Origin of the sequence: Enterobacter cloacae complex sp. I1M (genome assembly GCF_014982425.1) — a bacterium.
GTDB lineage: Bacteria > Pseudomonadota > Gammaproteobacteria > Enterobacterales > Enterobacteriaceae > Enterobacter > Enterobacter intestinihominis.
Map to the genome: position 1 here is coordinate 36591 of NZ_JADCLG010000004.1, position 21386 is coordinate 57976.

The 21386-nt window shown below is 55.6% G+C and carries 19 protein-coding genes; 15 read left to right on the forward strand and 4 right to left on the reverse strand.

Annotated elements, in window-relative coordinates; all coding sequences use genetic code 11:
• Positions 1 to 36: 36 nt before the first annotated feature.
• Entirely contained in the window at positions 37 to 1020 is a 984-nt protein-coding gene (locus INF86_RS01570; protein ID WP_193543155.1) for a quinone oxidoreductase, read from the reverse strand.
• A gap of 66 nt (positions 1021 to 1086) precedes the next feature.
• Between INF86_RS01570 and dnaB the strand changes: the two genes are divergently transcribed.
• The 8 genes from dnaB to INF86_RS01610 all read left to right on the forward strand — a co-directional run bounded on the left by dnaB (position 1087) and on the right by INF86_RS01610 (position 8314).
• Entirely contained in the window at positions 1087 to 2499 is a 1413-nt protein-coding gene (gene dnaB, locus INF86_RS01575) for a replicative DNA helicase (RefSeq protein ID WP_193543156.1), read from the forward strand.
• 16 nt (positions 2500 to 2515) lie between these two features.
• On the forward strand, positions 2516 to 3595 hold the full coding sequence (gene alr, locus INF86_RS01580; protein ID WP_023305261.1) for an alanine racemase: 1080 nt from the start codon (positions 2516 to 2518) through the stop codon (positions 3593 to 3595).
• Between the two features lie 21 nt (positions 3596 to 3616).
• Positions 3617 to 4174, forward strand: a complete 558-nt coding sequence (gene pnuC / locus INF86_RS01585; protein WP_032627030.1) for a nicotinamide riboside transporter PnuC — start codon at positions 3617 to 3619, stop codon at positions 4172 to 4174.
• On the forward strand, positions 4171 to 5184 hold the full coding sequence (locus INF86_RS01590; RefSeq protein WP_155025113.1) for an AAA family ATPase: 1014 nt from the start codon (positions 4171 to 4173) through the stop codon (positions 5182 to 5184). The genes pnuC and INF86_RS01590 overlap by 4 nt, the downstream gene beginning before the upstream one ends.
• 71 nt (positions 5185 to 5255) lie before the next feature.
• Complete coding sequence (gene tyrB, locus INF86_RS01595) at positions 5256 to 6449, forward strand: aromatic amino acid transaminase (protein WP_126314479.1); 1194 nt, start codon at positions 5256 to 5258, stop codon at positions 6447 to 6449.
• Between the two features lie 266 nt (positions 6450 to 6715).
• Positions 6716 to 7429, forward strand: coding sequence for an acid phosphatase AphA (aphA, locus tag INF86_RS01600; protein WP_048966216.1), 714 nt, complete (start codon positions 6716 to 6718; stop codon positions 7427 to 7429).
• Positions 7430 to 7541: 112 nt separating this feature from the next.
• Positions 7542 to 7958 (forward strand): secondary thiamine-phosphate synthase enzyme YjbQ, encoded by a 417-nt coding sequence (locus INF86_RS01605; RefSeq protein ID WP_023299095.1) that lies wholly within the window; start codon positions 7542 to 7544, stop codon positions 7956 to 7958.
• 2 nt (positions 7959 to 7960) lie between these two features.
• Positions 7961 to 8314 (forward strand): MmcQ/YjbR family DNA-binding protein, encoded by a 354-nt coding sequence (locus INF86_RS01610; RefSeq protein WP_006810472.1) that lies wholly within the window; start codon positions 7961 to 7963, stop codon positions 8312 to 8314.
• A gap of 3 nt (positions 8315 to 8317) precedes the next feature.
• On the opposite strand, the gene uvrA is transcribed toward INF86_RS01610, so the two are convergent.
• Positions 8318 to 11140: an excinuclease ABC subunit UvrA gene (uvrA, locus tag INF86_RS01615; RefSeq protein WP_003860287.1), complete on the reverse strand. Its 2823-nt coding sequence runs from the start codon at positions 11138 to 11140 to the stop codon at positions 8318 to 8320.
• A gap of 251 nt (positions 11141 to 11391) precedes the next feature.
• Here uvrA and ssb1 point away from each other — a divergent pair, with 251 nt between their 5' ends.
• Positions 11392 to 11916: a single-stranded DNA-binding protein SSB1 gene (gene ssb1, locus INF86_RS01620; protein ID WP_045620928.1), complete on the forward strand. Its 525-nt coding sequence runs from the start codon at positions 11392 to 11394 to the stop codon at positions 11914 to 11916.
• A gap of 61 nt (positions 11917 to 11977) precedes the next feature.
• On the opposite strand, the gene INF86_RS01625 is transcribed toward ssb1, so the two are convergent.
• Positions 11978 to 12259 (reverse strand): YjcB family protein, encoded by a 282-nt coding sequence (locus INF86_RS01625; RefSeq protein ID WP_022646751.1) that lies wholly within the window; start codon positions 12257 to 12259, stop codon positions 11978 to 11980.
• Between the two features lie 431 nt (positions 12260 to 12690).
• Here INF86_RS01625 and INF86_RS01630 point away from each other — a divergent pair, with 431 nt between their 5' ends.
• Both INF86_RS01630 and INF86_RS01635 read left to right on the forward strand, forming a co-directional pair.
• Positions 12691 to 14091, forward strand: a complete 1401-nt coding sequence (locus INF86_RS01630; protein ID WP_032677167.1) for a sensor domain-containing diguanylate cyclase — start codon at positions 12691 to 12693, stop codon at positions 14089 to 14091.
• Positions 14092 to 14356: 265 nt separating this feature from the next.
• Positions 14357 to 15922, forward strand: coding sequence for an EAL domain-containing protein (locus tag INF86_RS01635; protein ID WP_023299098.1), 1566 nt, complete (start codon positions 14357 to 14359; stop codon positions 15920 to 15922).
• Positions 15923 to 15928: 6 nt separating this feature from the next.
• Here the strand turns inward: INF86_RS01635 and soxS are convergent, their stop codons facing one another.
• Positions 15929 to 16255: a superoxide response transcriptional regulator SoxS gene (gene soxS, locus INF86_RS01640; protein WP_003860277.1), complete on the reverse strand. Its 327-nt coding sequence runs from the start codon at positions 16253 to 16255 to the stop codon at positions 15929 to 15931.
• Positions 16256 to 16353: 98 nt separating this feature from the next.
• Between soxS and soxR the strand changes: the two genes are divergently transcribed.
• The 4 genes from soxR to INF86_RS01660 all read left to right on the forward strand — a co-directional run bounded on the left by soxR (position 16354) and on the right by INF86_RS01660 (position 21241).
• Positions 16354 to 16812 (forward strand): redox-sensitive transcriptional activator SoxR, encoded by a 459-nt coding sequence (soxR, locus tag INF86_RS01645; RefSeq protein ID WP_193543157.1) that lies wholly within the window; start codon positions 16354 to 16356, stop codon positions 16810 to 16812.
• A 310-nt stretch (positions 16813 to 17122) separates the two neighbouring features.
• Positions 17123 to 17794: a glutathione S-transferase family protein gene (locus tag INF86_RS01650; RefSeq protein WP_022646756.1), complete on the forward strand. Its 672-nt coding sequence runs from the start codon at positions 17123 to 17125 to the stop codon at positions 17792 to 17794.
• Positions 17795 to 18091: 297 nt separating this feature from the next.
• On the forward strand, positions 18092 to 19441 hold the full coding sequence (ghxP, locus tag INF86_RS01655; RefSeq protein WP_022646757.1) for a guanine/hypoxanthine transporter GhxP: 1350 nt from the start codon (positions 18092 to 18094) through the stop codon (positions 19439 to 19441).
• Positions 19442 to 19594: 153 nt separating this feature from the next.
• Positions 19595 to 21241 carry a Na+/H+ antiporter gene (locus tag INF86_RS01660; RefSeq protein ID WP_022646758.1) on the forward strand — a complete coding sequence of 549 codons (1647 nt, stop codon included), beginning with the start codon at positions 19595 to 19597 and terminating at the stop codon, positions 21239 to 21241.
• Positions 21242 to 21386 lie beyond the last annotated feature (145 nt).

Genomic DNA, 21386 nt, shown 5'->3' on the forward strand with positions numbered 1-21386 from the left:
GGGCTTCCCATGGGAAGCCCAATTTCTTTTTATGGCTCAGGGAATTAACAGACTTGAGCCCTGGGTTGCCCGGCTCTCCAGCACCTCATGCGCACGTTGCGCATCGGTCAGCGGATATTTCTGCGCTTCTGCCACATCCACTTTGATCACCCCGCTGGCGATCAGCGAGAACAGCTCGTTGCTGGCTTCCTCAAATTCTTCCCGATTAGTGATGTAACCTTGCAGGGAAGGGCGGGTGACATACAGTGACCCTTTCTGATTCAGAATGCCCAGGTTCACGCCGGTGACAGCCCCGGAGGCGTTACCGAAGCTCACCATCAGCCCGCGACGTTGCAGGCAGTCCAGCGAAGATTCCCAGGTGTCTTTCCCCACCGAGTCATACACCACGCGTACCTTTTTGCCGCCAGTGATCTCTTTCAGCCGCTCAACGATGCTCTCTTCCCGGTAGTTGATCACCTGCCATGCGCCCGCGTCCAGCGCGCGCTGTGCTTTTTGCGCGCTGCCTGTGGTGCCGATCAGCTTCGCCCCCAGGGCTTTCGCCCACTGGCAGGCAATCAGCCCTACGCCACCTGCGGCTGCGTGAAACAGGAATTGCTCGTCAGGCTTAATTTCGTAGGTTTTGCGCAGCAGATAATAGACCGTCAGCCCTTTCAGGAATGAGGCGGCAGCCTGCTCGAAGCCGATCGCATTTGGCAGAAGCGCCGCTTTCTCGGCCGGAACGTTATGGATGGAGCTGTAAGCGCCCAGCGCCGACTGCGCGTACACCACGCGATCGCCTTCCTTAATGTGCTTAACCGCGCTGCCCACTTTGCTGACGATACCGGCCGCCTCGGTGCCCAGTCCGCTCGGCATCGACGGAGGCGGATAGAGACCGCCGCGAATATAGGTATCGATGTAGTTAATGCCGATTGCTTTGTTTTCAACCTGGATTTCGTTCTCGCCAGGTGCCGTGGGGGTAAACTCCACGGCTTGCAGTACGTCTGGCCCGCCATGTTTCTGGAACTCAATGCGTGTTGCCATGCTCCCTCCGTTAGAAAATTATGGTAATCTTTCGACCCACTCTTTATCTCGGTAACTCCATTCACTATGGCAGGAAACAAACCCTTCAACAAACAGACTGAACCCCGTGAACGTGATTATCAGGTCGCCGGGTTAAAAGTCCCGCCGCACTCGATTGAAGCGGAACAGTCGGTGTTGGGCGGTTTAATGCTGGATAACGAACGTTGGGACGACGTCGCCGAGCGCGTTGTTGCGGAAGACTTCTATACCCGCCCGCACCGCCACATCTTTACTGAAATGGCGCGTTTGCAGGAGTCGGGCAGCCCGATCGACCTGATTACACTCGCAGAATCGCTGGAGCGTCTGGGACAGCTCGACAGTGTCGGCGGGTTTGCCTATCTGGCAGAACTGTCAAAAAACACGCCAAGTGCCGCGAACATCAGCGCTTACGCTGATATCGTCCGTGAACGTGCCGTTGTCCGCGAGATGATCTCGGTGGCGAATGATATCGCCGAGGCCGGTTTCGATCCCCAGGGGCGCACCAGCGAAGATCTACTTGATCTTGCCGAGTCCCGCGTCTTTAAAATCGCCGAAAGCCGTGCGAACAAAGACGAAGGCCCGAAAAACATCGCCGATGTGCTCGACGCCACCGTTGCGCGTATTGAGCAGCTTTTCCAGCAGCCGCACGATGGCGTGACGGGGGTGAACACCGGTTATGACGATCTCAACAAGAAAACGGCAGGTCTTCAGCCATCGGATTTGATTATCGTCGCGGCGCGTCCGTCGATGGGTAAAACGACATTTGCGATGAACCTCGTCGAAAACGCGGCGATGTTGCAGGATAAACCGGTTCTTATCTTCAGTCTTGAGATGCCCTCAGAACAGATCATGATGCGTTCTCTGGCATCCCTGTCGCGCGTGGATCAGACCCGCATCCGTACCGGTCAGCTCGACGATGAGGACTGGGCGCGGATCTCCGGCACCATGGGGATTTTGCTGGAAAAACGGAACATCTATATTGATGACTCCTCCGGCCTGACGCCGACGGAAGTGCGCTCCCGCGCGCGCCGTATCGCCCGTGAACACGGTGGTATCGGTCTCATTATGATCGACTACCTTCAGCTGATGCGCGTTCCGTCGCTTTCCGACAACCGTACGCTGGAGATTGCCGAAATTTCACGCTCGCTCAAAGCGTTAGCCAAAGAGCTGCACGTGCCGGTGGTGGCGCTGTCGCAGCTAAACCGTTCTCTGGAACAACGTGCAGACAAGCGCCCGGTCAACTCCGACCTGCGTGAATCCGGCTCCATCGAGCAGGATGCCGACTTAATCATGTTCATCTACCGTGATGAGGTTTATCACGAGAACAGCGATCTGAAAGGGATCGCCGAAATTATTATTGGTAAGCAACGTAACGGCCCCATCGGTACGGTACGTCTGACCTTTAACGGCCAGTGGTCGCGTTTCGACAACTATGCCGGTCCTCAATATGATGATGAGTAATTTCTAAGGAATTCAAATGCAAGCGGCAACTGTTGTGATTAACCGCCGCGCTCTGCGACACAACCTGCAACGTCTGCGAGAACTGGCGCCCGCCAGTAAGCTCGTTGCAGTCGTGAAAGCGAACGCTTACGGACACGGTCTTCTTGAGACCGCGCGAACGCTCCCCGATGCCGACGCTTTTGGCGTCGCCCGTCTCGAAGAAGCTCTCCGCCTGCGCGCAGGTGGAATTACGCAACCGATTCTGCTCCTCGAAGGCTTTTTTGAAGCCTCGGACCTGCCGACCATTGCCGATCAGCACCTGCACACGGCGGTGCATAACGAAGAACAGCTGGCCGCGCTGGAAACGGCCGAACTGAGCGAGCCGGTCACCGTGTGGATGAAGCTCGACACGGGCATGCACCGCCTGGGCGTGCGCCCGGAGAATGCCGAAGCGTTTTATCAGCGGCTGTGCCAGTGCCAGAACGTGCGTCAGCCGGTGAATATCGTCAGCCACTTTGCCCGCGCCGATGAGCCTGAATGCGGCGCAACGGAACAGCAGCTTGATATCTTCACCACCTTCTGCGAAGGCAAACCGGGGATGCGCTCCATTGCGGCGTCCGGCGGCCTTCTGCTGTGGCCGCAGTCGCACTTCGACTGGGCGCGTCCGGGGATTATCCTGTATGGCGTTTCCCCGCTTGAGAACAAACCCTGGGGACCGGACTTCGGCTTTAAGCCGGTGATGTCGCTGGTTTCAAAGCTGATTGCCGTGCGTGAGCACAAAGCAGGCGAGCCGGTAGGTTACGGCGGCACCTGGACGAGTGAGCGCGACACGCGGCTTGGCGTGGTAGCGATGGGCTACGGCGACGGCTATCCGCGCGCCGCGCCAACGGGTACGCCGGTACTGGTCAATGGTCGCGAAGTGAAGATTGTCGGCCGTGTGGCGATGGACATGATTTGTGTCGATCTGGGACCCGACGCGCAGGATAAAGCGGGGGACGATGCGGTGATGTGGGGCGAAGGCCTGCCGGTAGAGCGTATTGCTGAAATAACAAAAGTGAGTGCTTACGAACTTATCACGCGCCTTACCTCAAGGGTAGCGATGAAATACGTCGACTAATCACAGTATCCGGGAAGGGATATGTCACCATCTGAAATGGCTGCTTGTCTGGCCTATGCGCTCTCTGTCTGGCTGGCGGCCAGAAACAATATCAACACGTGGTGGATCGGTATTCTCGGCAGCGGGCTATACGCCTGGGTCTTCTATTCAGTGCAGCTCTATGCCGATGTTACCCTACAGCTCTTTTTCATTATCACGAGCATAACGGGTTGGGTGCACTGGCTGAAAGGAAACCGCGGAGAGGTATTGCCGGTGCGGCGAACCCACCCCAGACATTTTCTCCTTCTGCTGGCCTGTGCCGTGGCAGTAGCGGCGCTGTACGGGCTTTTATTGCATCGGTATACCAACGCCTGGGCACCCTGGCTGGACTCCATTATTTTAACCTTCAGCATCCTGGCGCAGTTCATGCTAATGGGCCGACGCCTGGAGAACTGGTACGTCTGGCTTGCCGTCAATACCCTTGCCGTGCCGCTGTATGCGATGAGGGGCCTGCATTTGACCGCGGTTCTGTATCTGGTGTTCTGGTTTAACGCCTGGCACGGTTTATATCAATGGCGTAAGGAGATCCGCGCGCGATGAAACCTTACGCAGAGGGTCTGATTGTCGGCAAGTTCGCGCCCTTACACGCAGGACATGAATTGCTTATCAACGCTGCGCTTGCCCGGTGCGAGACGGTGTTTATCATCAGCTATTCGCTACCGGAAATGCCGGGGTGCGAACCCGAAAAGCGCCTTCAGTGGCTACAGACGCGTTTCCCGCGGTGTCGTCACCTGGTGTTTTCGCCAGAGATCGCGGCGGGCCATGATATTGAACCGCCGCCGCCCAACGACGCAGATGCCGATCGCCACCGACACTACGTGGCTACCCTATGCGAACGCTTCTTTCACTGCCGACCGGACGCCGTATTCACTGCGGAGGATTACGGCGATGGCTTTGCCCGCGTATTAAGCCAGCGTTTTGGCAAACCGGTCACGCACGTGCGGCTTCAGCGCCCGGAGGGCCCTGATGCGCCCTCAGGCACGCTTATTCGCTCTGATGTTCATCGCTACCGCGAGATGCTCTCGGCGGAGGTTTACCGGAGTTTTGTCTTTCGAATTTGCTTATTGGGCGGCGAGTCGACGGGCAAAAGCACGCTTTCCCGGGCGTTGGCAGCAGCGCTTAACGCGCCCTATGTCGCTGAGTTCGGGCGCGAATACTGGGAAGAAAAGAACGGAGTACTGGAATGCGACGATCTCCTGCATATTGCGCGCGAGCAGGTGCGGCGTGAGGACGCAGCCAGCACGGCGCCTTATCTGATTTGTGATACGTCGCCCTTAACCACGCTGTTTTATACCCTCGACCAGTATGGCTCGGCGCCTCAGGCGCTGTACGACTTAGCCGGGCGGGACTACTCGCTGGTTGTACTGTGCGGCGATGAATTTCCCTTTGTACAGGACGGTACCAGGCAAGGCGCGGCGTTTCGCCGCAGGCAGCAGTCGTGGTATATCGCTGAACTGGCGCGCCGAAATATCCCGTATTTACGCGTCACAGGGTCGACGTCTGAGCGTATCGAACAAATTCGTGGGCATATCCAGAAACGGTTTTCATAACCTTCTCGACCTTCTCCTGCTTCCGGTTTATTGTTGAAAATCCTGCCTCATAACAATCCGGAGAACATCGCGTGTTTCAGAAAGTAGACGCCTACGCCGGCGACCCTATCCTCTCCTTGATGGAGCGTTTCAAAGAAGATCCTCGCAGCGACAAAGTGAACCTCAGCATCGGTCTTTATTACAACGAGGACGGCATCATTCCTCAACTGAAAGCCGTTGCCGAAGCCGAAGCGCGTCTTAACGCAACCCCGCACGGGGCTTCGCTTTATCTGCCGATGGAAGGGTTAAATACCTACCGTAATACCATTGCGCCGCTGCTGTTTGGTGCGGATCACGCGGTGCTCGCGCAAAAGCGCGTGGCGACTATCCAGACGCTGGGTGGCTCGGGTGCGCTGAAGGTAGGCGCAGATTTCCTGAAAAAGTACTTCCCGGATTCCGGCGTGTGGGTCAGCGACCCGACGTGGGAAAACCACGTGGCCATCTTTGAAGGCGCGGGCTTTAAGGTTGCGACCTATCCATGGTTCGACAGCGAAACCAACGGCGTACGCGTTGATGCGCTGCTGGAAAAACTGAACACTCTGCCGGAGCGCAGTATCGTATTGCTGCATCCGTGCTGCCATAACCCGACCGGTGCGGACCTCACCAATGCCCAGTGGGATGCGGTGATCGGGGTACTGAAGGCGCGTAACCTGATCCCGTTCCTCGACATCGCCTATCAGGGCTTTGGGGCGGGCATGGAGGAGGACGCCTACGCCATTCGCGCGATTGCCAGCGCGGGTCTGCCTGCGCTGGTCAGCAACTCTTTCTCAAAAATCTTCTCCCTCTACGGCGAGCGCGTCGGCGGTCTGTCCGTGGTGTGTGAAGATGCCGAAGCCGCGGGACGCGTACTCGGTCAGCTGAAAGCGACGGTCCGCCGTATTTACTCCAGCCCGCCGAACTTTGGTGCGCAGGTGGTCGCGACCGTACTGGGCGATGATCAGCTGAAAGCCACCTGGCTTGCGGAAGTGGAAGGCATGCGTAAGCGCATCCTGTCGATGCGTCAGGAGCTGGTTAACGTTCTGAAAGAGGCCGTGCCTGGACATAACTTTGATTATCTTCTCAAGCAGCGCGGGATGTTCAGCTATACCGGACTGAGTGCAGCGCAGGTCGATCGCCTGCGCGAAGAGTTCGGTGTCTACCTGATCGCCAGCGGCCGTATGTGTGTGGCGGGGCTGAATGCTGGCAACGTCCAGCGCGTGGCGCAGGCGTTTGCATCCGTAATGTAAGTATTCACTTACTTGCATGCTATATGTAGGCCGGGTAAGGCGCAGCCGCCACCCGGCTTTTTTGTTCGCGCCGGTGCCAGTCATTGCCCGGCGGTGCTTCGCTTACCGGGTCTACACGTTTCTTCTGCGCTTTGTGATCGTCTTCTTTTTATTCAGCTTCATAAGTAAAAACTCCTTTTCTTCCCCTCCCGCTGGGGTTATGGTCGGATAGTTTTTGACCATCCGCTCAAAATAAAAAGATAACAAACTGAATATTCAGGGGAAACATGCGCAAGATCACACTGGCGCTCAGCGCCGCCTGCTTATTGTTCTCGCTTAATAGTACCGTTGTTGCGCGGGCTTCTGCACCCACGCCGCTTTACACCGGCACCACCGCCGCCATTCTTGCCGAACAGGCCCCCATTCACTGGGTTTCAGTGGCACAAATCGAAAACAGCCTGACGGGTCGCCCGCCGATGGCCGTGGGCTTCGATATTGACGATACCGTTCTCTTCTCCAGCCCCGGTTTCTGGCGCGGCAAAAAAACGTACTCCCCTGAAAGCGAAGCCTATCTGAAAAACCCGGAATTCTGGGAAAAGATGAACAACGGCTGGGATGAGTTCAGTATCCCGAAAGAGGTTGCCCGCGCGCTGATCGCCATGCACGTAAAGCGCGGCGACAGCATTTACTTCGTGACCGGACGTAGCCAGACCAAAACCGAAACCGTCTCGAAAACGCTACAGGATGATTTTCTGATCCCGGCTGCCAGCATGAATCCGGTCATTTTTGCCGGGGACCAGGAAGGGCAAAACACCAAAACCCAGTGGCTGGAAAAGAAAAATATCAAGGTGTTCTACGGTGATTCAGATAACGACATCACCGCGGCGCACGACGTGGGAGCCAGAGGCATCCGGGTGTTACGCGCCTCGAACTCTACCTACCGGCCGCTGCCAATGGCCGGTAAATTTGGCGAAGAGGTGATCGTTAACTCCGAATACTGATGCATTAACGGCGGGGTGAATGCTTTTTTAAGCAAATCTCGCCGCGCGGGTTTTACCTTTCGCTTTCTTGCTGCACACTTAGAAAGATTCATCTTTCAACACGGAGCAGCACATGTGGTATCAACAGACCCTGACCTTAAGCGCAAAACCACGCGGATTTCACCTGGTGACGGACGAAGTCATCGGGCAAATCCGCGACCTGCCGCGCGTCAAAACGGGTTTGCTGCATCTGCTGCTTCAGCACACGTCTGCTTCTCTCACGCTCAATGAAAATTGCGATCCCACCGTCCGGTCTGACATGGAGCGGCATTTTCTGAAAACCGTCCCGGATAACGCCCCGTATGACCATGATTACGAGGGGGCGGATGATATGCCTTCGCACATCAAATCCTCTTTGCTGGGGGTCTCGTTGATGCTGCCGGTCCACAACGGACGGCTGCTGCTGGGAACGTGGCAGGGGATCTGGCTGGGAGAACATCGCATTCACGGTGGTTCGCGTAAAATTATCGCAACGCTACAAGGGGAATAAAGATGACAATTTCGGAGATACTTCAGTACTGCATGAGCAAGCCGGGCGCAGAACAGAGCGTTCACAGCGACTGGAAAGCCACGCAGATCAAAGTGGGTGATGTGTTGTTCGCGATGGTAAAAGAGGTTGAGGGACGTCCTGCGGCATCGCTGAAAACCAGTCCTGAACTGGCCGACTTACTGCGCCAGCAGCACGATGATGTCAGGCCAAGCAAGCATCTGAATAAAGCACACTGGAGTACGGTGTTTCTCGACGGCTCGCTGCCAGATTCGCAAATTTACTACCTGGTAGATGCGTCGTATCAACAGGCGGTAGAACTGCTGCCGGAAACGATCCGACAGCAGCTCTCCGTGTAACGATTACAGCAACGGTTTAAGGAAGCGCGCGGTGTGCGAGGCTTCGCACTCTGCAACGGTCTCTGGCGTACCGGAGACGAGGATTTCACCGCCGCCGCTGCCGCCTTCCGGGCCGAGATCGACAATCCAGTCCGCGGTTTTAATCACGTCCAGGTTGTGCTCAATCACCACGATGGTGTTGCCCTGATCGCGCAACTGGTGCAGCACGTCCAGCAGCTGCTGGATATCCGCAAAATGCAGGCCGGTGGTCGGCTCGTCCAGAATGTACAGCGTCTGACCGGTACCGCGTTTGGACAGCTCACGCGCCAGCTTCACGCGCTGCGCTTCACCGCCGGACAGCGTTGTCGCTGACTGCCCCAGACGAATATAGGTCAGACCCACATCCATCAGGGTTTGCAGCTTACGCGCCAGCGCAGGGACGGCGTCAAAGAACTCGCGCGCCTCTTCGATGGTCATATCCAGCACTTCGTGGATGGTCTTGCCTTTGTACTTAATCTCCAGCGTTTCGCGGTTATAGCGCTTGCCTTTACACTGGTCGCACGGCACGTAGATATCCGGCAGGAAGTGCATCTCAACCTTGATTACGCCGTCGCCCTGGCACGCTTCACAGCGGCCGCCGCGCACGTTAAAGCTGAAACGTCCTGGCGTGTAGCCGCGCGAACGCGCTTCCGGTACACCCGCGAAGAGTTCACGGACGGGCGTAAAGACGCCAGTATAGGTCGCCGGGTTGGAGCGCGGGGTGCGGCCAATCGGGCTCTGATCGATATCGATAACCTTGTCGAAATGCTCCAGCCCCTGAATGTCGCGGTACGGTGCAGGCTCGGCCAGCGTCGCGCCGTTCAGCGCCGTCTGCGCAATCGGGAACAGCGTATCGTTGATCAGCGTCGATTTACCGGAACCGGACACGCCGGTGATGCAGGTAAACAGCCCGACAGGCAGCGTCAGGGTCACGTCTTTCAGGTTGTTGCCGCGCGCCCCGGTTAGCTTCAGCACTTTTTCCGGGTTCGCCGCCACGCGCTGTTTTGGCACTTCAATTTTGCGCTTGCCGCTCATGTACTGGCCGGTCAGCGACTCGGGCACCGCCATAATGTCTTTCAGCGTCCCTTCTGCCACCACCTGTCCGCCGTGCACGCCAGCGCCCGGGCCGATGTCGATCACGTGGTCTGCGGCGCGAATGGCGTCTTCGTCGTGCTCAACCACAATCACCGTGTTGCCAAGGTTACGCAGGTGAACCAGCGTGCCGAGCAGGCGTTCGTTGTCGCGCTGGTGCAGGCCGATAGACGGCTCATCCAGCACGTACATCACGCCGACTAAGCCCGCGCCAATCTGGCTCGCCAGGCGGATACGCTGGGCTTCACCGCCGGAGAGCGTTTCAGCCGATCGGGAAAGCGTCAGGTAGTTCAGGCCGACGTTCACGAGGAACTTGAGGCGATCGCCGATCTCTTTCAGCACTTTTTCAGCGATTTTTGCGCGCTGGCCGGAGAGCTTCAGGTTGTTGAAGAAGTCCATTGCGTGACCGATGCTCATGTCTGAGATGGTCGGCAGCGCCGTGTTTTCAACAAACACGTGACGCGCTTCGCGACGCAGACGTGTACCCTCGCAGGTGGCGCAGGAGCGGTTGCTGATGAACTTCGCCAGCTCCTCACGCACCGCGCTGGATTCGGTCTCTTTGTAGCGGCGCTCCATGTTGTGCAGCACCCCTTCGAACGGGTGGCGACGCACGGAAGTGTCACCGCGATCGTTCATGTACTTGAACTCGATGTTCTCTTTGCCGGAACCGAACAGGATCACTTTATGTACGTTCGCGCTCAGGCTGGCCCACGGGGCTTCAACGTCGAACTTATAGTGCTCTGCCAGCGATTTCAGCATCTGGAAGTAGTAAAAATTACGCTTATCCCAGCCGCGAATGGCGCCACCCGCCAGCGACAGCTCCGGGTTCTGGATCACGCGGTCCGGGTCGAAATATTGCTGAACGCCGAGGCCGTCACAGGTCGGGCACGCGCCCGCCGGGTTGTTGAACGAGAACAGGCGCGGTTCCAGCTCGCGCATGCTGTAGCCGCAAATCGGGCAGGCGAAGTTGGCGGAGAAGAGCAGCTCTTCCGCTTTCGCATCGTCCATGTCTGACACCACCGCCGTGCCGCCCGACAGTTCCAGCGCCGTTTCAAAGGATTCCGCCAGACGCGTCGCCAGATCTTCACGTACCTTAAAGCGGTCAATCACCACTTCGATGGTGTGTTTCTTTTGCAGCTCCAGCTTTGGCGGATCGGACAGGTCACACACTTCGCCATCGATACGGGCGCGGATATAGCCCTGGCTTGCCAGGTTTTCCAGCGTTTTGGTGTGTTCACCCTTACGCTCTTTAATGATTGGCGCCAGCAGCATCAGGCGTTTGCCTTCCGGCTGAGACAGCACGTTATCCACCATCTGGCTGACGGTCTGGGCCGCCAGCGGAACGTCATGATCCGGACAACGCGGCTCGCCCACGCGCGCATACAGCAGACGCAGGTAGTCATGGATTTCGGTAATGGTACCGACCGTAGAACGCGGGTTATGCGATGTGGATTTCTGCTCAATGGAGATAGCAGGAGACAACCCTTCAATGTGGTCGACATCCGGTTTTTCCATCAGCGACAGGAACTGACGCGCGTACGCCGAGAGCGATTCAACGTAACGACGCTGTCCTTCGGCATACAAAGTGTCGAAAGCCAGTGAGGATTTGCCAGACCCCGAAAGCCCGGTCACGACGATGAGTTTGTCGCGAGGGATTATGAGGTTGATATTCTTGAGATTGTGGGTGCGGGCGCCCCGAACTTCGATCTTATCCATTCACCTTTCCCGGTTGGAACACGGATTGCCTGATTTGTTTGAAGGACAAACGGCTGTCAGAAACGGCTAATTATGACACAAAATGACCTGTTTGAATATACAGTATTGGAATGCATTTTCTGATTCACTGTGTAACAATGTCGAGTCCGCGAGAGAACTCTGGAACATGCTACGCAACTATCAAAGTGTCGCATGGAAATGGTACACTCGCGCGTTTACACTATTAAGAAACGTATTCAGGAGACACGAACATGGCCAGCAGAGGCGTAAACAAGGTGATTCTCGTCGGTAATCTGGGCCAGGACCCGGAAGTACGCTACATGCCGAGTGGTGGCGCAGTTGCCAACATTACGCTGGCTACTTCCGAATCCTGGCGTGATAAAGCGACCGGTGAAATGAAAGAGCAGACCGAATGGCACCGCGTTGTGCTGTTTGGCAAACTGGCTGAAGTGGCCGGTGAGTATCTGCGTAAGGGTTCTCAGGTCTATATCGAAGGCCAGCTGCGTACCCGCAAATGGACCGATCAATCCGGTCAGGAAAAATACACCACGGAAGTGGTGGTCAACGTAGGCGGCACCATGCAGATGCTGGGTGGTCGTCAGGGCAGTGGCGCACCGGCAGGTGGCGGCCAGCAGCAGGGCGGTTGGGGTCAGCCTCAACAGCCTCAGGGCGGCAATCAGTTCAGCGGCGGCGCGCAGTCTCGTCCTCAGCAGCAGTCTGCTCCGGCACCGTCTAACGAACCGCCAATGGACTTCGACGACGATATCCCGTTCTGATATCCAGACGCGTGAAACACAAAAAACCCAGACAATGTCTGGGTTTTTTTATAACAGGCTATCAGGTAATCACCATCGGCCAGTCTGGCGGAGTGTGGCTCATGGCTTCAACCATCACCACTTTAATGTTTTCCCAGACGGCGGCCATATCCACCAGCGTAATGCCGAGCAAACCTGTCGCGAACCAGCATGCGGCACCCAACCCTAACAGGGTGCTAATCACAGCAAGACCTGCGTAGTCGGACTTTCGGAACTGAATGTTTAACGTGCTGGCCAGGAACATCAAAACCGCGCTCAACAACGGCCAGCGCAGGAGCACCATACTGGTGGTAATGGTTGCCATAAAACCCATCCTCGACAAAACAGACGAACTGGAATGAAACAATGTTTCTCGTTACATAAGATGTGTGAACTATATCACATTTGCTGTTTTATTCGCCAGTATCGTATGAGGTAAAAGTGGGTTTATAACCGGGGAAAATATATCGTACTCGCTCAGATCGGCGCTTAGCCGGAATTTTTATTTTTAATTCATTCAGATAGCAAAACCTTTGCAAAACACCCTCGGCTGTATAGCGTTTACAGCAGTATGTCTATGGATTATGCTTGTGTGGAACAATAAATGTACCCGCAAAAATAATTCATCACATTGAATTATTTGGATTTTTATTCTTTTTTAACACTCAGCATACTCTTTGATTTCGTGGTCTTATTCTTTTATTCAGATATGAGTTATTGCGGTTGCTCTCTCGATTAATGACCTGCGAAAAGATAATGAAAGAAAAAAGACGCGAGATTATTAACGACAGCATGCAGGCTCTGCACGCCCTGGCGAAGCTGATGCCACAACTCAACGCGCAGTGTTCGCCGGTTGAAATGCTGGAAATCATCAACAGCGCACTGGGGGCAAATCTCTCGTGGGTCAGTGTCGAATCCGCAGACGGGCCGCGCGTGGTTTGTGCCGGCGACGTGACGTGTCACGCCTTCAACGTGGCGGATTTTCTTGCCAGCACCCTGTTGCAGCGGCATCACCGCGCCTGGCGCGTTATCTACTGGAAAGAGCATATTGGCCGGGCGGTATTTTCCCCTCAGCACCCGGGCTATGCGCGGCTGCAAAGCGGCGTGCTGTGTAAACTCTCAGCGCATGGCAGACAGTGCAGTGGTTATTTCTTTTTGGCTTTTAATGAAAAACTGACCTCGTTGCCGATATTGAAAAATATCGTGGTGGTATTGGTCGAGAAGCTAAAAGATTATTTTGATGACATCATCGTGCGGGAAAAAACAGCGCAAGAGATGCAGCGCGTCGTCACGCAATATAAAACTTTATTTGAACGTGCTCCGGTATTGATGAACGCCTTTGACAGACATAACCGGTGTGTATTGTGGAACGCCGAATGCGAAAAAGTCTTTGGCTGGAGTATGACTGAAATCGGTGAGCACCCCGATCCGCTGGCCCTGTTTTACCCGGATCCCGAGGAGCGACAGCGCGTGCAGGAGTCGGTTCGTTTCGCACCACTTAAGGATATGTACGAATGGCACCCGGTGCGTAAAGACGGGACGCCGTTAACCATCCTCTGGTCAAACATCCTTTTACCGGATAACTCCATTCTCAATATTGGCCTCGATATCACCGAACGTAAAAAAGCAGAACAGCAGCTGACCGTCAAAGCCACCACGGACGATCTGACGGGCTGTCTGAATCGCTCGACAATTTTACAGCGGCTCAAAATGGCGCTGGCAGCCAGTTCGCCGCAGGATGTCAGTAGCCACTTCTGTCTCCTGATGTTCGACCTCGATTATTTCAAGCAGATCAACGATCGGTGGGGACATCAGGTTGGCGATGCGGCATTGATTCACTTTTGCGACCGTATTCGCGAAGTGAGCCCGGCCGGGTCGGCACTGGGACGGGTAGGGGGCGAAGAGTTTGTTCTTCTGCTGGCGCGTACGGATGGTATGGCCGCTACGTTGCTCTCTTCCCGGCTGCGTGCCGCGCTGATCTCAAAACCGCTGCGTGTGGGCGATAAAACGCTGGTACTCTCTTTCAGCGCCGGGGTGGTTGAAGTCTGTCACGGGCAACGGGATACTTCTGCCATACTGATGCGTGCCGATCAGGCATTATATGACGCCAAGCGTACGGGAAGAGGAAAAACGGTTCTGGCGTCTGATTATTTATAAATCAGCATAAGAACAAAGAGCAGGCTATTTCAGCCAACAAATTTTCCACACATGTCGCGGGTAATTATTATCCTTATCAGAAACGAAATGAATACTTTTAGTTTGGCTTACGGGAAAATATTATCGGCATCACGAATTTTAGGATTTTTAATACCAAAAGTCAGTTGCTAACTTCCCATGATTCATGCAACGTAATCACCTGTTTATCAAAGCAGCCGGTCTTCATTGCTACAGGCGTACAACATGCAGGGATACAGAGCGGGAAATGAATCGTAGCGCGCGGCGCAAAATGCTCAAAGCGGTCGGGATTATCATGGTAGTTATGCTGCCGGTGATGCTTGCGCTATGGTTTGCCCAGCTTAGAGCCGTGTCGGAAATCAGCGCTCAGCTGCGCACGTTTGCTGAACTTGCTTTAAACAAAACTGAACGGGTTATTCAACAGGTTGATATGGCCCGGGAAGACGCAGAAAAATATCAGGGTAAAGTGTGTACGCCGGAGCATCGTCAATATATGTTGAACGTTTCCCGCGGTCGCCTTTTTGTTGCCGATTTAATTTATGCTGAAGGCCAGGACTTTCTCTGCTCGACCCTTTTTACGCCGGATCATCCTTACATCATCCCCGCTGCCAATTACACACGTAAACCCGACGTTGCTATCTATTATTTTCGCGATACGCCATTTTTTAATGGTTATAAAATGATATATATGCAGCGCGGAAATTATGTCGCAGTGGTCAACCCGCTTTCGTACAGTGAGGTGATGTCAGACGATCGTTCCCTGTCGTGGGGAGTGTATGACACCGTCAGCAATGCATTCTTTTCTGTGAGTCAGAAAGCCAATATTTCTTTATTGCATTCGATGCTCCGACATCAGGAAACGACTTTTCAGAAAGATGACCGTTTTTATACGATCGTAAAATCAGAGCAGAGGCCCATTGCGGCCATCGTTTCAACCTCCAATGCCCGTTTTTATAAAACGCTTTATCATCAGGCTACTCTGACGCTACCGCTGGGGATGATTTGCAGCATTATTATTTTGCTGGTGTGGTCGCGAACACACCGTGAATTCAATTCGCCTGGCCGACTTCTGCACCGGGCGCTGAATAAACGCCAGCTGTGCGTCCATTATCAGCCCATTATTGATATAAAAAATAACCAGTGCGTGGGAGCAGAGGCGTTGTTGCGCTGGCCAGGATTCAACGGTCAGGTTATGAGCCCGGCGGAATTTATTCCCCTGGCCGAAAAAGAGGGGATGATTGAGCGTATTACGGATTACGTCGTGGAGGAGGTGTTCACCGATCTGGGCCATTTTCTTGCCGCTCACCCCGATCTGTATGTCTCGATTAACCTCTCGGCGTCGGATTTTCACTCTTCGCGTCTTATCGCCCTGATCTCCGACAAAGCCCGCTTTTACTCGGTTCGCGCGCAGCAAATCAAAATTGAGGTGACGGAGCGGGGGTTTATTGACGTGCCGAAAACCACGCCGGTCATTCAGGCGTTTCGCCAGGCGGGGTATGAAGTGGCGATTGATGATTTCGGAACCGGCTACTCTAACCTGCATAACCTCTATTCGCTGAACGTCGATATCCTGAAAATCGACAAATCTTTTATCGATACCTTAACCACCAACAGCACCAGCCACCTGATTGCCGAGCACATCATTGAGATGGCGCAAAGCCTGCGGCTGAAAACCATTGCGGAAGGAGTCGAGACGGGGGAGCAGGTGAGCTGGCTGCTGAAGCGTGGCGTGCAGTATTGTCAGGGATGGCACTTCGCGAAAGCGATGCCGCCCCAGGCATTTATGGCCTGGCAGCAGCAACCCTTGCGTTAACACGCATTAATTGAGCTGATGGCGGTAGTCGCTCGGCGTACGGTCAAACTCGCGGCGGAAGACGCGGGAAAAGGTCTGCTGCGACACATAGCCCAGATCCATTGCGATATCAAAAATGGGCCGCTGCGTTGAGCGTAACGCCTGCGCCGCCAGCAGGAGCCTGCGCTGGCGAATGTAGTCACCCAGCGTTTGATGCATTACGGTGCGGAACATTCTCTGTAAATACCATTTCGAATAGCCCGACTTCTTAGCGACCACATCAATGTTCAACGGCTGGTCGATATGTTCATCAATCCATTCAATAAGCGTCTGAATAATTTGCTGATGCGACATAAGGTTACCCCTCTGTGGAGACATCTGTCCTGGTTGATTCGTCGTTTTCTCTGCGGGGGAGTATAATTCCTCAAGTTAACTTGAGGTAAAGAGGTTTTATGGAAAAGAGATTACCGCGCATCAAAGCGCTGTTAACCCCCGGTGAAGTGGCGAAACGAAGCGGCGTGGCGGTGTCGGCGCTCCACTTCTATGAAAGCAAAGGGTTAATAAAAAGTATCCGTAACGCCGGAAACCAGCGGCGCTATACCCGCGATGTGCTCCGCTACGTGGCGATTATCAAAATTGCGCAACGTATCGGCATCCCCCTGGCTACCATCGGCGACGCGTTCGGCGTATTGCCGGAAGGACACTCGCTGAGCGCGAACGAGTGGAAGCAGCTGTCGTCCCAGTGGCGAGAAGAACTGGATCGTCGTATTCACACGCTGGTGGCCCTGCGCGATGAACTGGATGGCTGCATTGGTTGCGGGTGTTTATCACGTAGCGATTGTCCGCTGCGTAACCCGGGTGACAGGCTGGGCGAGCAGGGAACAGGGGCGCGGTTGCTGGAGGAGGATTGAGAGGTGTGTGCCGGGTAAGGCGCAGCCGCCACCCGGCAACAAGCATAAAGAACTAAAGCGCCACTAAGGGCGCTTTAGTTTTTTCCGGTCTTTGTCTTTCTCTCTATCCCGCTGGCTCACGGGAGGGTTTCCCCCGACATCAGTACTCCTCGTGTCGAGCTTGTGGAGGAGGTTCCGGTTTGTACTGACACTTTAATTCTATGCCCGGCCGCCGTTTTTGCCACCGGAGATGATGAGATTTTAGCCGATTTTTTTTCGTGAAGTTGTTCAGTTTTCTATAGTTAAAAAGTATGAATCACCGGAGAACATCATGCTAACGGTCCACCACCTTAACCAGTCTCGTTCCCATCGCGTCCTCTGGGCGCTGGAAGAGCTGGGTCTGACATATGAGATTGTGCGCTACCAGCGCGAAAAAACCATGCTCGCACCAGACGCGCTCAAAAAAGTGCATCCGCTGGGAAAATCCCCGGTACTGGAAGATAACGGACTGGTTCTGGCTGAATCAGGCGCGATTCTGGAATATCTTCAGGAAACGTACGATTCGGCGTCACGATTCAAACCGTTAGATCCCGCCCATAAAGTGCAGTATCGCTTCTGGCTGCATTACGCCGAAGGATCTTTGATGCCGCTGCTGTTAATGAAGCTGGTATTTAACAGCCTCGGCAAACCCCCCGTCCCGTTTGGCCTGCGCACGCTGGGTAAGGCGCTGGGGCAGGGGGTGCAAAAAGCGTATCTCAACCGCCAGCTGGAAACGCATGCGCGCTTTATTAACGATCATCTTGCCGAAAACAGCTGGTTTGCCGGCGACACGCTGACCATGGCGGATATCCAGATGAGTTTTCCCCTCTTCGCCCTGCTGGCGAGAGGCGGCATCGACAATCTCGACCACATAGCGGCGTGGAAACAGAGAGTGGAGGCACGTCCGGGCTGGCAGACAACGCTTGCGAAAGGCGGCCCGCTGACGATACCCGGCGGGGGATGAAATGTAACGAAATTGCGCATGGACGATAACGTTTGCGCATCCTCTGCTTAATTCTTCATCGTCATGAGGCAATTTTAGCGAAAAACGAGAAAGTTCAGTTGAAAAGGGCGGGTATTAGGCTAGATAATCGTTTGCCTACATTTGACCACCCGTTTTGTAAGCGCGGAGCTAAACGTTTGCTTTTTTTGTGACGCCCCTTTCGTCGCAAACGCAGCACAAGGATTTGACGTTTCGCTGGCAGTGGAGTCTCCACCACGCTTACGGACTTTCAATAAAAATTTTCAGGGGATGTTTTCTATGTCTACGCCATCTGCGCGTACCGGCGGTTCACTTGACGCCATGTTTAAAATTTCTGCTCGCGGCAGCACCGTGCGCCAGGAAGTTGTTGCCGGTCTGACGACGTTTCTGGCGATGGTGTACTCCGTCATCGTGGTGCCGGGCATGCTCGGCAAAGCCGGTTTCCCGCCAGCGGCGGTCTTCGTTGCCACCTGCCTGGTTGCGGGTGTGGGTTCGATTGTGATGGGCCTGTGGGCGAACCTGCCGCTGGCGATCGGGTGCGCCATCTCCCTGACCGCGTTTACCGCCTTCAGCCTGGTGCTGGGCCAGCATATCAGCGTCCCGGTAGCGCTCGGCGCGGTGTTCCTGATGGGTGTACTGTTCACCGTGATCTCTGCTACCGGCATCCGTAGCTGGATTTTGCGCAACCTGCCGCAGGGCGTGGCGCACGGCACCGGTATCGGCATCGGCCTGTTCCTGCTGCTGATCGCCGCCAACGGCGTGGGTCTGGTCATCAAGAACCCGCTGGACGGCCTGCCGGTTGCGCTGGGTAACTTCGCGAGCTTCCCGGTGATCATGTCGTTGGTGGGGCTGGCGGTGATCATTGGCCTGGAAAAATTGAAAGTGCCGGGCGGCATTCTGCTGACCATTATCGGCGTGTCCATCGTCGGCCTGATTTTCGACCCGTCCGTTCATTTCTCCGGGATTTTCGCCATGCCGTCGCTGAGCGATGACAACGGTAACTCCCTGATTGGCAGCCTGGATATTGTGGGCGCGCTGAACCCGGTGATCCTGCCAAGCGTGCTGGCGCTGGTAATGACCGCGGTGTTTGATGCCACCGGGACCATCCGCGCGGTGGCGGGGCAGGCTAACCTGCTGGACAAAGACGGCCAGATCATTGACGGCGGCAAAGCGCTGACCACCGACTCCCTGAGCAGCGTTTTCTCTGGCCTGGTGGGTGCAGCGCCAGCGGCAGTGTACATTGAGTCCGCAGCGGGTACGGCGGCAGGCGGCAAAACCGGCCTGACGGCTATTACCGTTGGCGTACTGTTCCTGCTGATCCTGTTCCTCTCTCCGCTCTCTTATCTGGTGCCAGCTTACGCGACCGCACCTGCGCTGATGTACGTCGGCCTGCTGATGCTGAGCAACGTGGCGAAAATCGACTTTGCTGACTTTGTTGATGCCATGTCCGGCCTGATCACCGCGGTCTTTATCGTGCTGACCTGTAACATCGTGACCGGCATTATGATCGGTTTCGCCTCGCTGGTGATTGGGCGTCTGGTCTCCGGTGAGTGGCGCAAGCTGAACATCGGTACCGTTGTCATCGCCGTTGCGCTGGTGGCGTTCTACGCGGGCGGCTGGGCAATTTAAGTTATCCATTGATGCGAAAACGGGTGGCTCAGGCCGCCCGTTTTTATTTTCAGGACTCATCCCGTTGTCTTTTACGTTACTCTGGAGAGGATAGAATAAGAGGCACGATGCCTCAGGTTTGGCTTAAAAAGAAACACAGCAAACAGGGAACGCATGGAAATTTTCTTCACAATACTCATCATGACCCTTGTGGTCTCATTATCCGGGGTGGTTACACGCGTACTGCCCTTTCAGGTCCCCCTGCCTTTAATGCAAATAGCTATCGGCGCGCTGCTGGCGTGGCCGACGTTCGGTCTGCACGTGGAGTTCGATCCGGAACTGTTCCTCGTGCTGTTTATCCCGCCGCTGCTGTTTGCCGATGGCTGGAAAACGCCGACGCGCGAATTTCTTGAGCACGGGCGAGAGATCTTCGGTCTGGCGCTGGCGCTGGTGGTCGTTACCGTGGTCGGGATTGGTTTCCTGATCTACTGGGCCGTACCGGGGATCCCGCTTATACCCGCCTTTGCGCTGGCTGCCGTGCTGTCGCCGACCGACGCCGTGGCGCTGTCCGGCATTGTGGGCGAAGGGCGCATTCCTAAGAAAATCATGGGCATTTTGCAGGGCGAGGCGCTGATGAACGACGCTTCCGGCCTGGTCGCCCTGAAGTTTGCCGTGGCGGTAGCCATGGGCACCATGGTCTTTACCGTCGGCGGTGCAACCCTCGAATTCTTCAAGGTGGCGATTGGCGGTATCCTCGCAGGCTTTGTTGTAAGCTGGCTGTACGGTCGTTCGCTGCGCTTCCTCAGCCGCTGGGGCGGCGATGAACCGGCGACGCAGATCGTCCTGCTGTTCCTGCTGCCGTTCGCCTCTTACCTGATTGCCGAACATATCGGCGTGTCGGGCATTCTGGCGGCGGTAGCCGCGGGGATGACCATCACCCGTTCCGGCGTGATGCGCCGGGCGCCGCTGGCGATGCGTCTGCGCGCGAACAGTACCTGGGCGATGCTCGAGTTTGTCTTTAACGGCATGGTGTTCCTGCTGTTGGGCCTGCAACTGCCGGGCATTATGGAATCTTCGCTGATCGCGGCCGAAGCGGATCCAAACGTTGAAGTCTGGATGCTGTTTACCGATATCGTACTCATCTACCTTTCGCTAATGCTGGTGCGTTTCGGCTGGCTGTGGACGATGAAGAAGTTCAGCGTTCGCTTCCTGACCAAAAAGCCGATGGAGTTCGGCTCCTGGACCACGCGCGAGCTGCTGATTGCCTCTTTCGCGGGCGTTCGCGGGGCGATTACCCTTGCTGGTGTGCTCTCCATTCCTCTGCTTCTGCCGACGGGCGACGTCTTCCCGGCGCGCTACGAGCTGGTGTTCCTGGCGGCGGGCGTGATCCTCTTCTCCCTGTTTGTCGGCGTAATTATGCTGCCGATTCTGCTGCAGCATATTGATGCGGGTGACACCTCGCAGCAGCATAAGGAAGAGCGGATTGCCCGTGCGGCGACGGCGGAAGTGGCGATTGTCGCCATCGAGAAGATGGAGGAGCGTCTGGCCGCCGATGCCGAAGAGAACATTGATAACCAGCTGCTGAAGGAAGTCAGTTCACGCGTGATCGGTAATTTGCGTCGCCGTGCTGACGGACGTAACGACGTGGAAAGTTCGTTGCAGGAAGAGAACCTCGAGCGCCGTTTCCGCCTGGCGGCGCTGCGCTCCGAGCGTGCCGAGCTGTATCACCTGCGCGCGACGCGGCAGATCAGCAACGAGACGCTGCAAAAGCTGCTGCACGATCTGGATCTGCTGGAAGCGTTGTTGATAGAGAATCAGTAGCGCTGTAATTGCCCGGTGGCGCTGCGCTTACCGGGCCTACGTGCTCGATCGGTTCCCTCTCCCTATGGGCTGAGGGTTCCCCACAAATTAATGCGAGCACTGAGCAATCCCCTCGCCCCTCCGGGGAGAGGGTTAGGGTGAGGGG

Coding starts and splice junctions, on each gene's coding strand:
- INF86_RS01625 (WP_022646751.1), bottom strand. CDS start 12,259: ATGGCAACCATTACCACCAGTATGGTGCTCCTGCGCTGGCCGTTGTTG.
- INF86_RS01660 (WP_022646758.1), top strand. CDS start 19,595: ATGGAAATTTTCTTCACAATACTCATCATGACCCTTGTGGTCTCATTA.
- INF86_RS01650 (WP_022646756.1), top strand. CDS start 17,123: ATGCTAACGGTCCACCACCTTAACCAGTCTCGTTCCCATCGCGTCCTC.
- soxR (WP_193543157.1), top strand. CDS start 16,354: ATGGAAAAGAGATTACCGCGCATCAAAGCGCTGTTAACCCCCGGTGAA.
- INF86_RS01630 (WP_032677167.1), top strand. CDS start 12,691: ATGAAAGAAAAAAGACGCGAGATTATTAACGACAGCATGCAGGCTCTG.
- INF86_RS01610 (WP_006810472.1), top strand. CDS start 7,961: ATGACAATTTCGGAGATACTTCAGTACTGCATGAGCAAGCCGGGCGCA.
- alr (WP_023305261.1), top strand. CDS start 2,516: ATGCAAGCGGCAACTGTTGTGATTAACCGCCGCGCTCTGCGACACAAC.
- uvrA (WP_003860287.1), bottom strand. CDS start 11,140: ATGGATAAGATCGAAGTTCGGGGCGCCCGCACCCACAATCTCAAGAAT.
- soxS (WP_003860277.1), bottom strand. CDS start 16,255: ATGTCGCATCAGCAAATTATTCAGACGCTTATTGAATGGATTGATGAA.
- INF86_RS01605 (WP_023299095.1), top strand. CDS start 7,542: ATGTGGTATCAACAGACCCTGACCTTAAGCGCAAAACCACGCGGATTT.
- dnaB (WP_193543156.1), top strand. CDS start 1,087: ATGGCAGGAAACAAACCCTTCAACAAACAGACTGAACCCCGTGAACGT.
- aphA (WP_048966216.1), top strand. CDS start 6,716: ATGCGCAAGATCACACTGGCGCTCAGCGCCGCCTGCTTATTGTTCTCG.
- INF86_RS01590 (WP_155025113.1), top strand. CDS start 4,171: ATGAAACCTTACGCAGAGGGTCTGATTGTCGGCAAGTTCGCGCCCTTA.
- ssb1 (WP_045620928.1), top strand. CDS start 11,392: ATGGCCAGCAGAGGCGTAAACAAGGTGATTCTCGTCGGTAATCTGGGC.
- pnuC (WP_032627030.1), top strand. CDS start 3,617: ATGTCACCATCTGAAATGGCTGCTTGTCTGGCCTATGCGCTCTCTGTC.
- INF86_RS01570 (WP_193543155.1), bottom strand. CDS start 1,020: ATGGCAACACGCATTGAGTTCCAGAAACATGGCGGGCCAGACGTACTG.
- ghxP (WP_022646757.1), top strand. CDS start 18,092: ATGTCTACGCCATCTGCGCGTACCGGCGGTTCACTTGACGCCATGTTT.
- INF86_RS01635 (WP_023299098.1), top strand. CDS start 14,357: ATGAATCGTAGCGCGCGGCGCAAAATGCTCAAAGCGGTCGGGATTATC.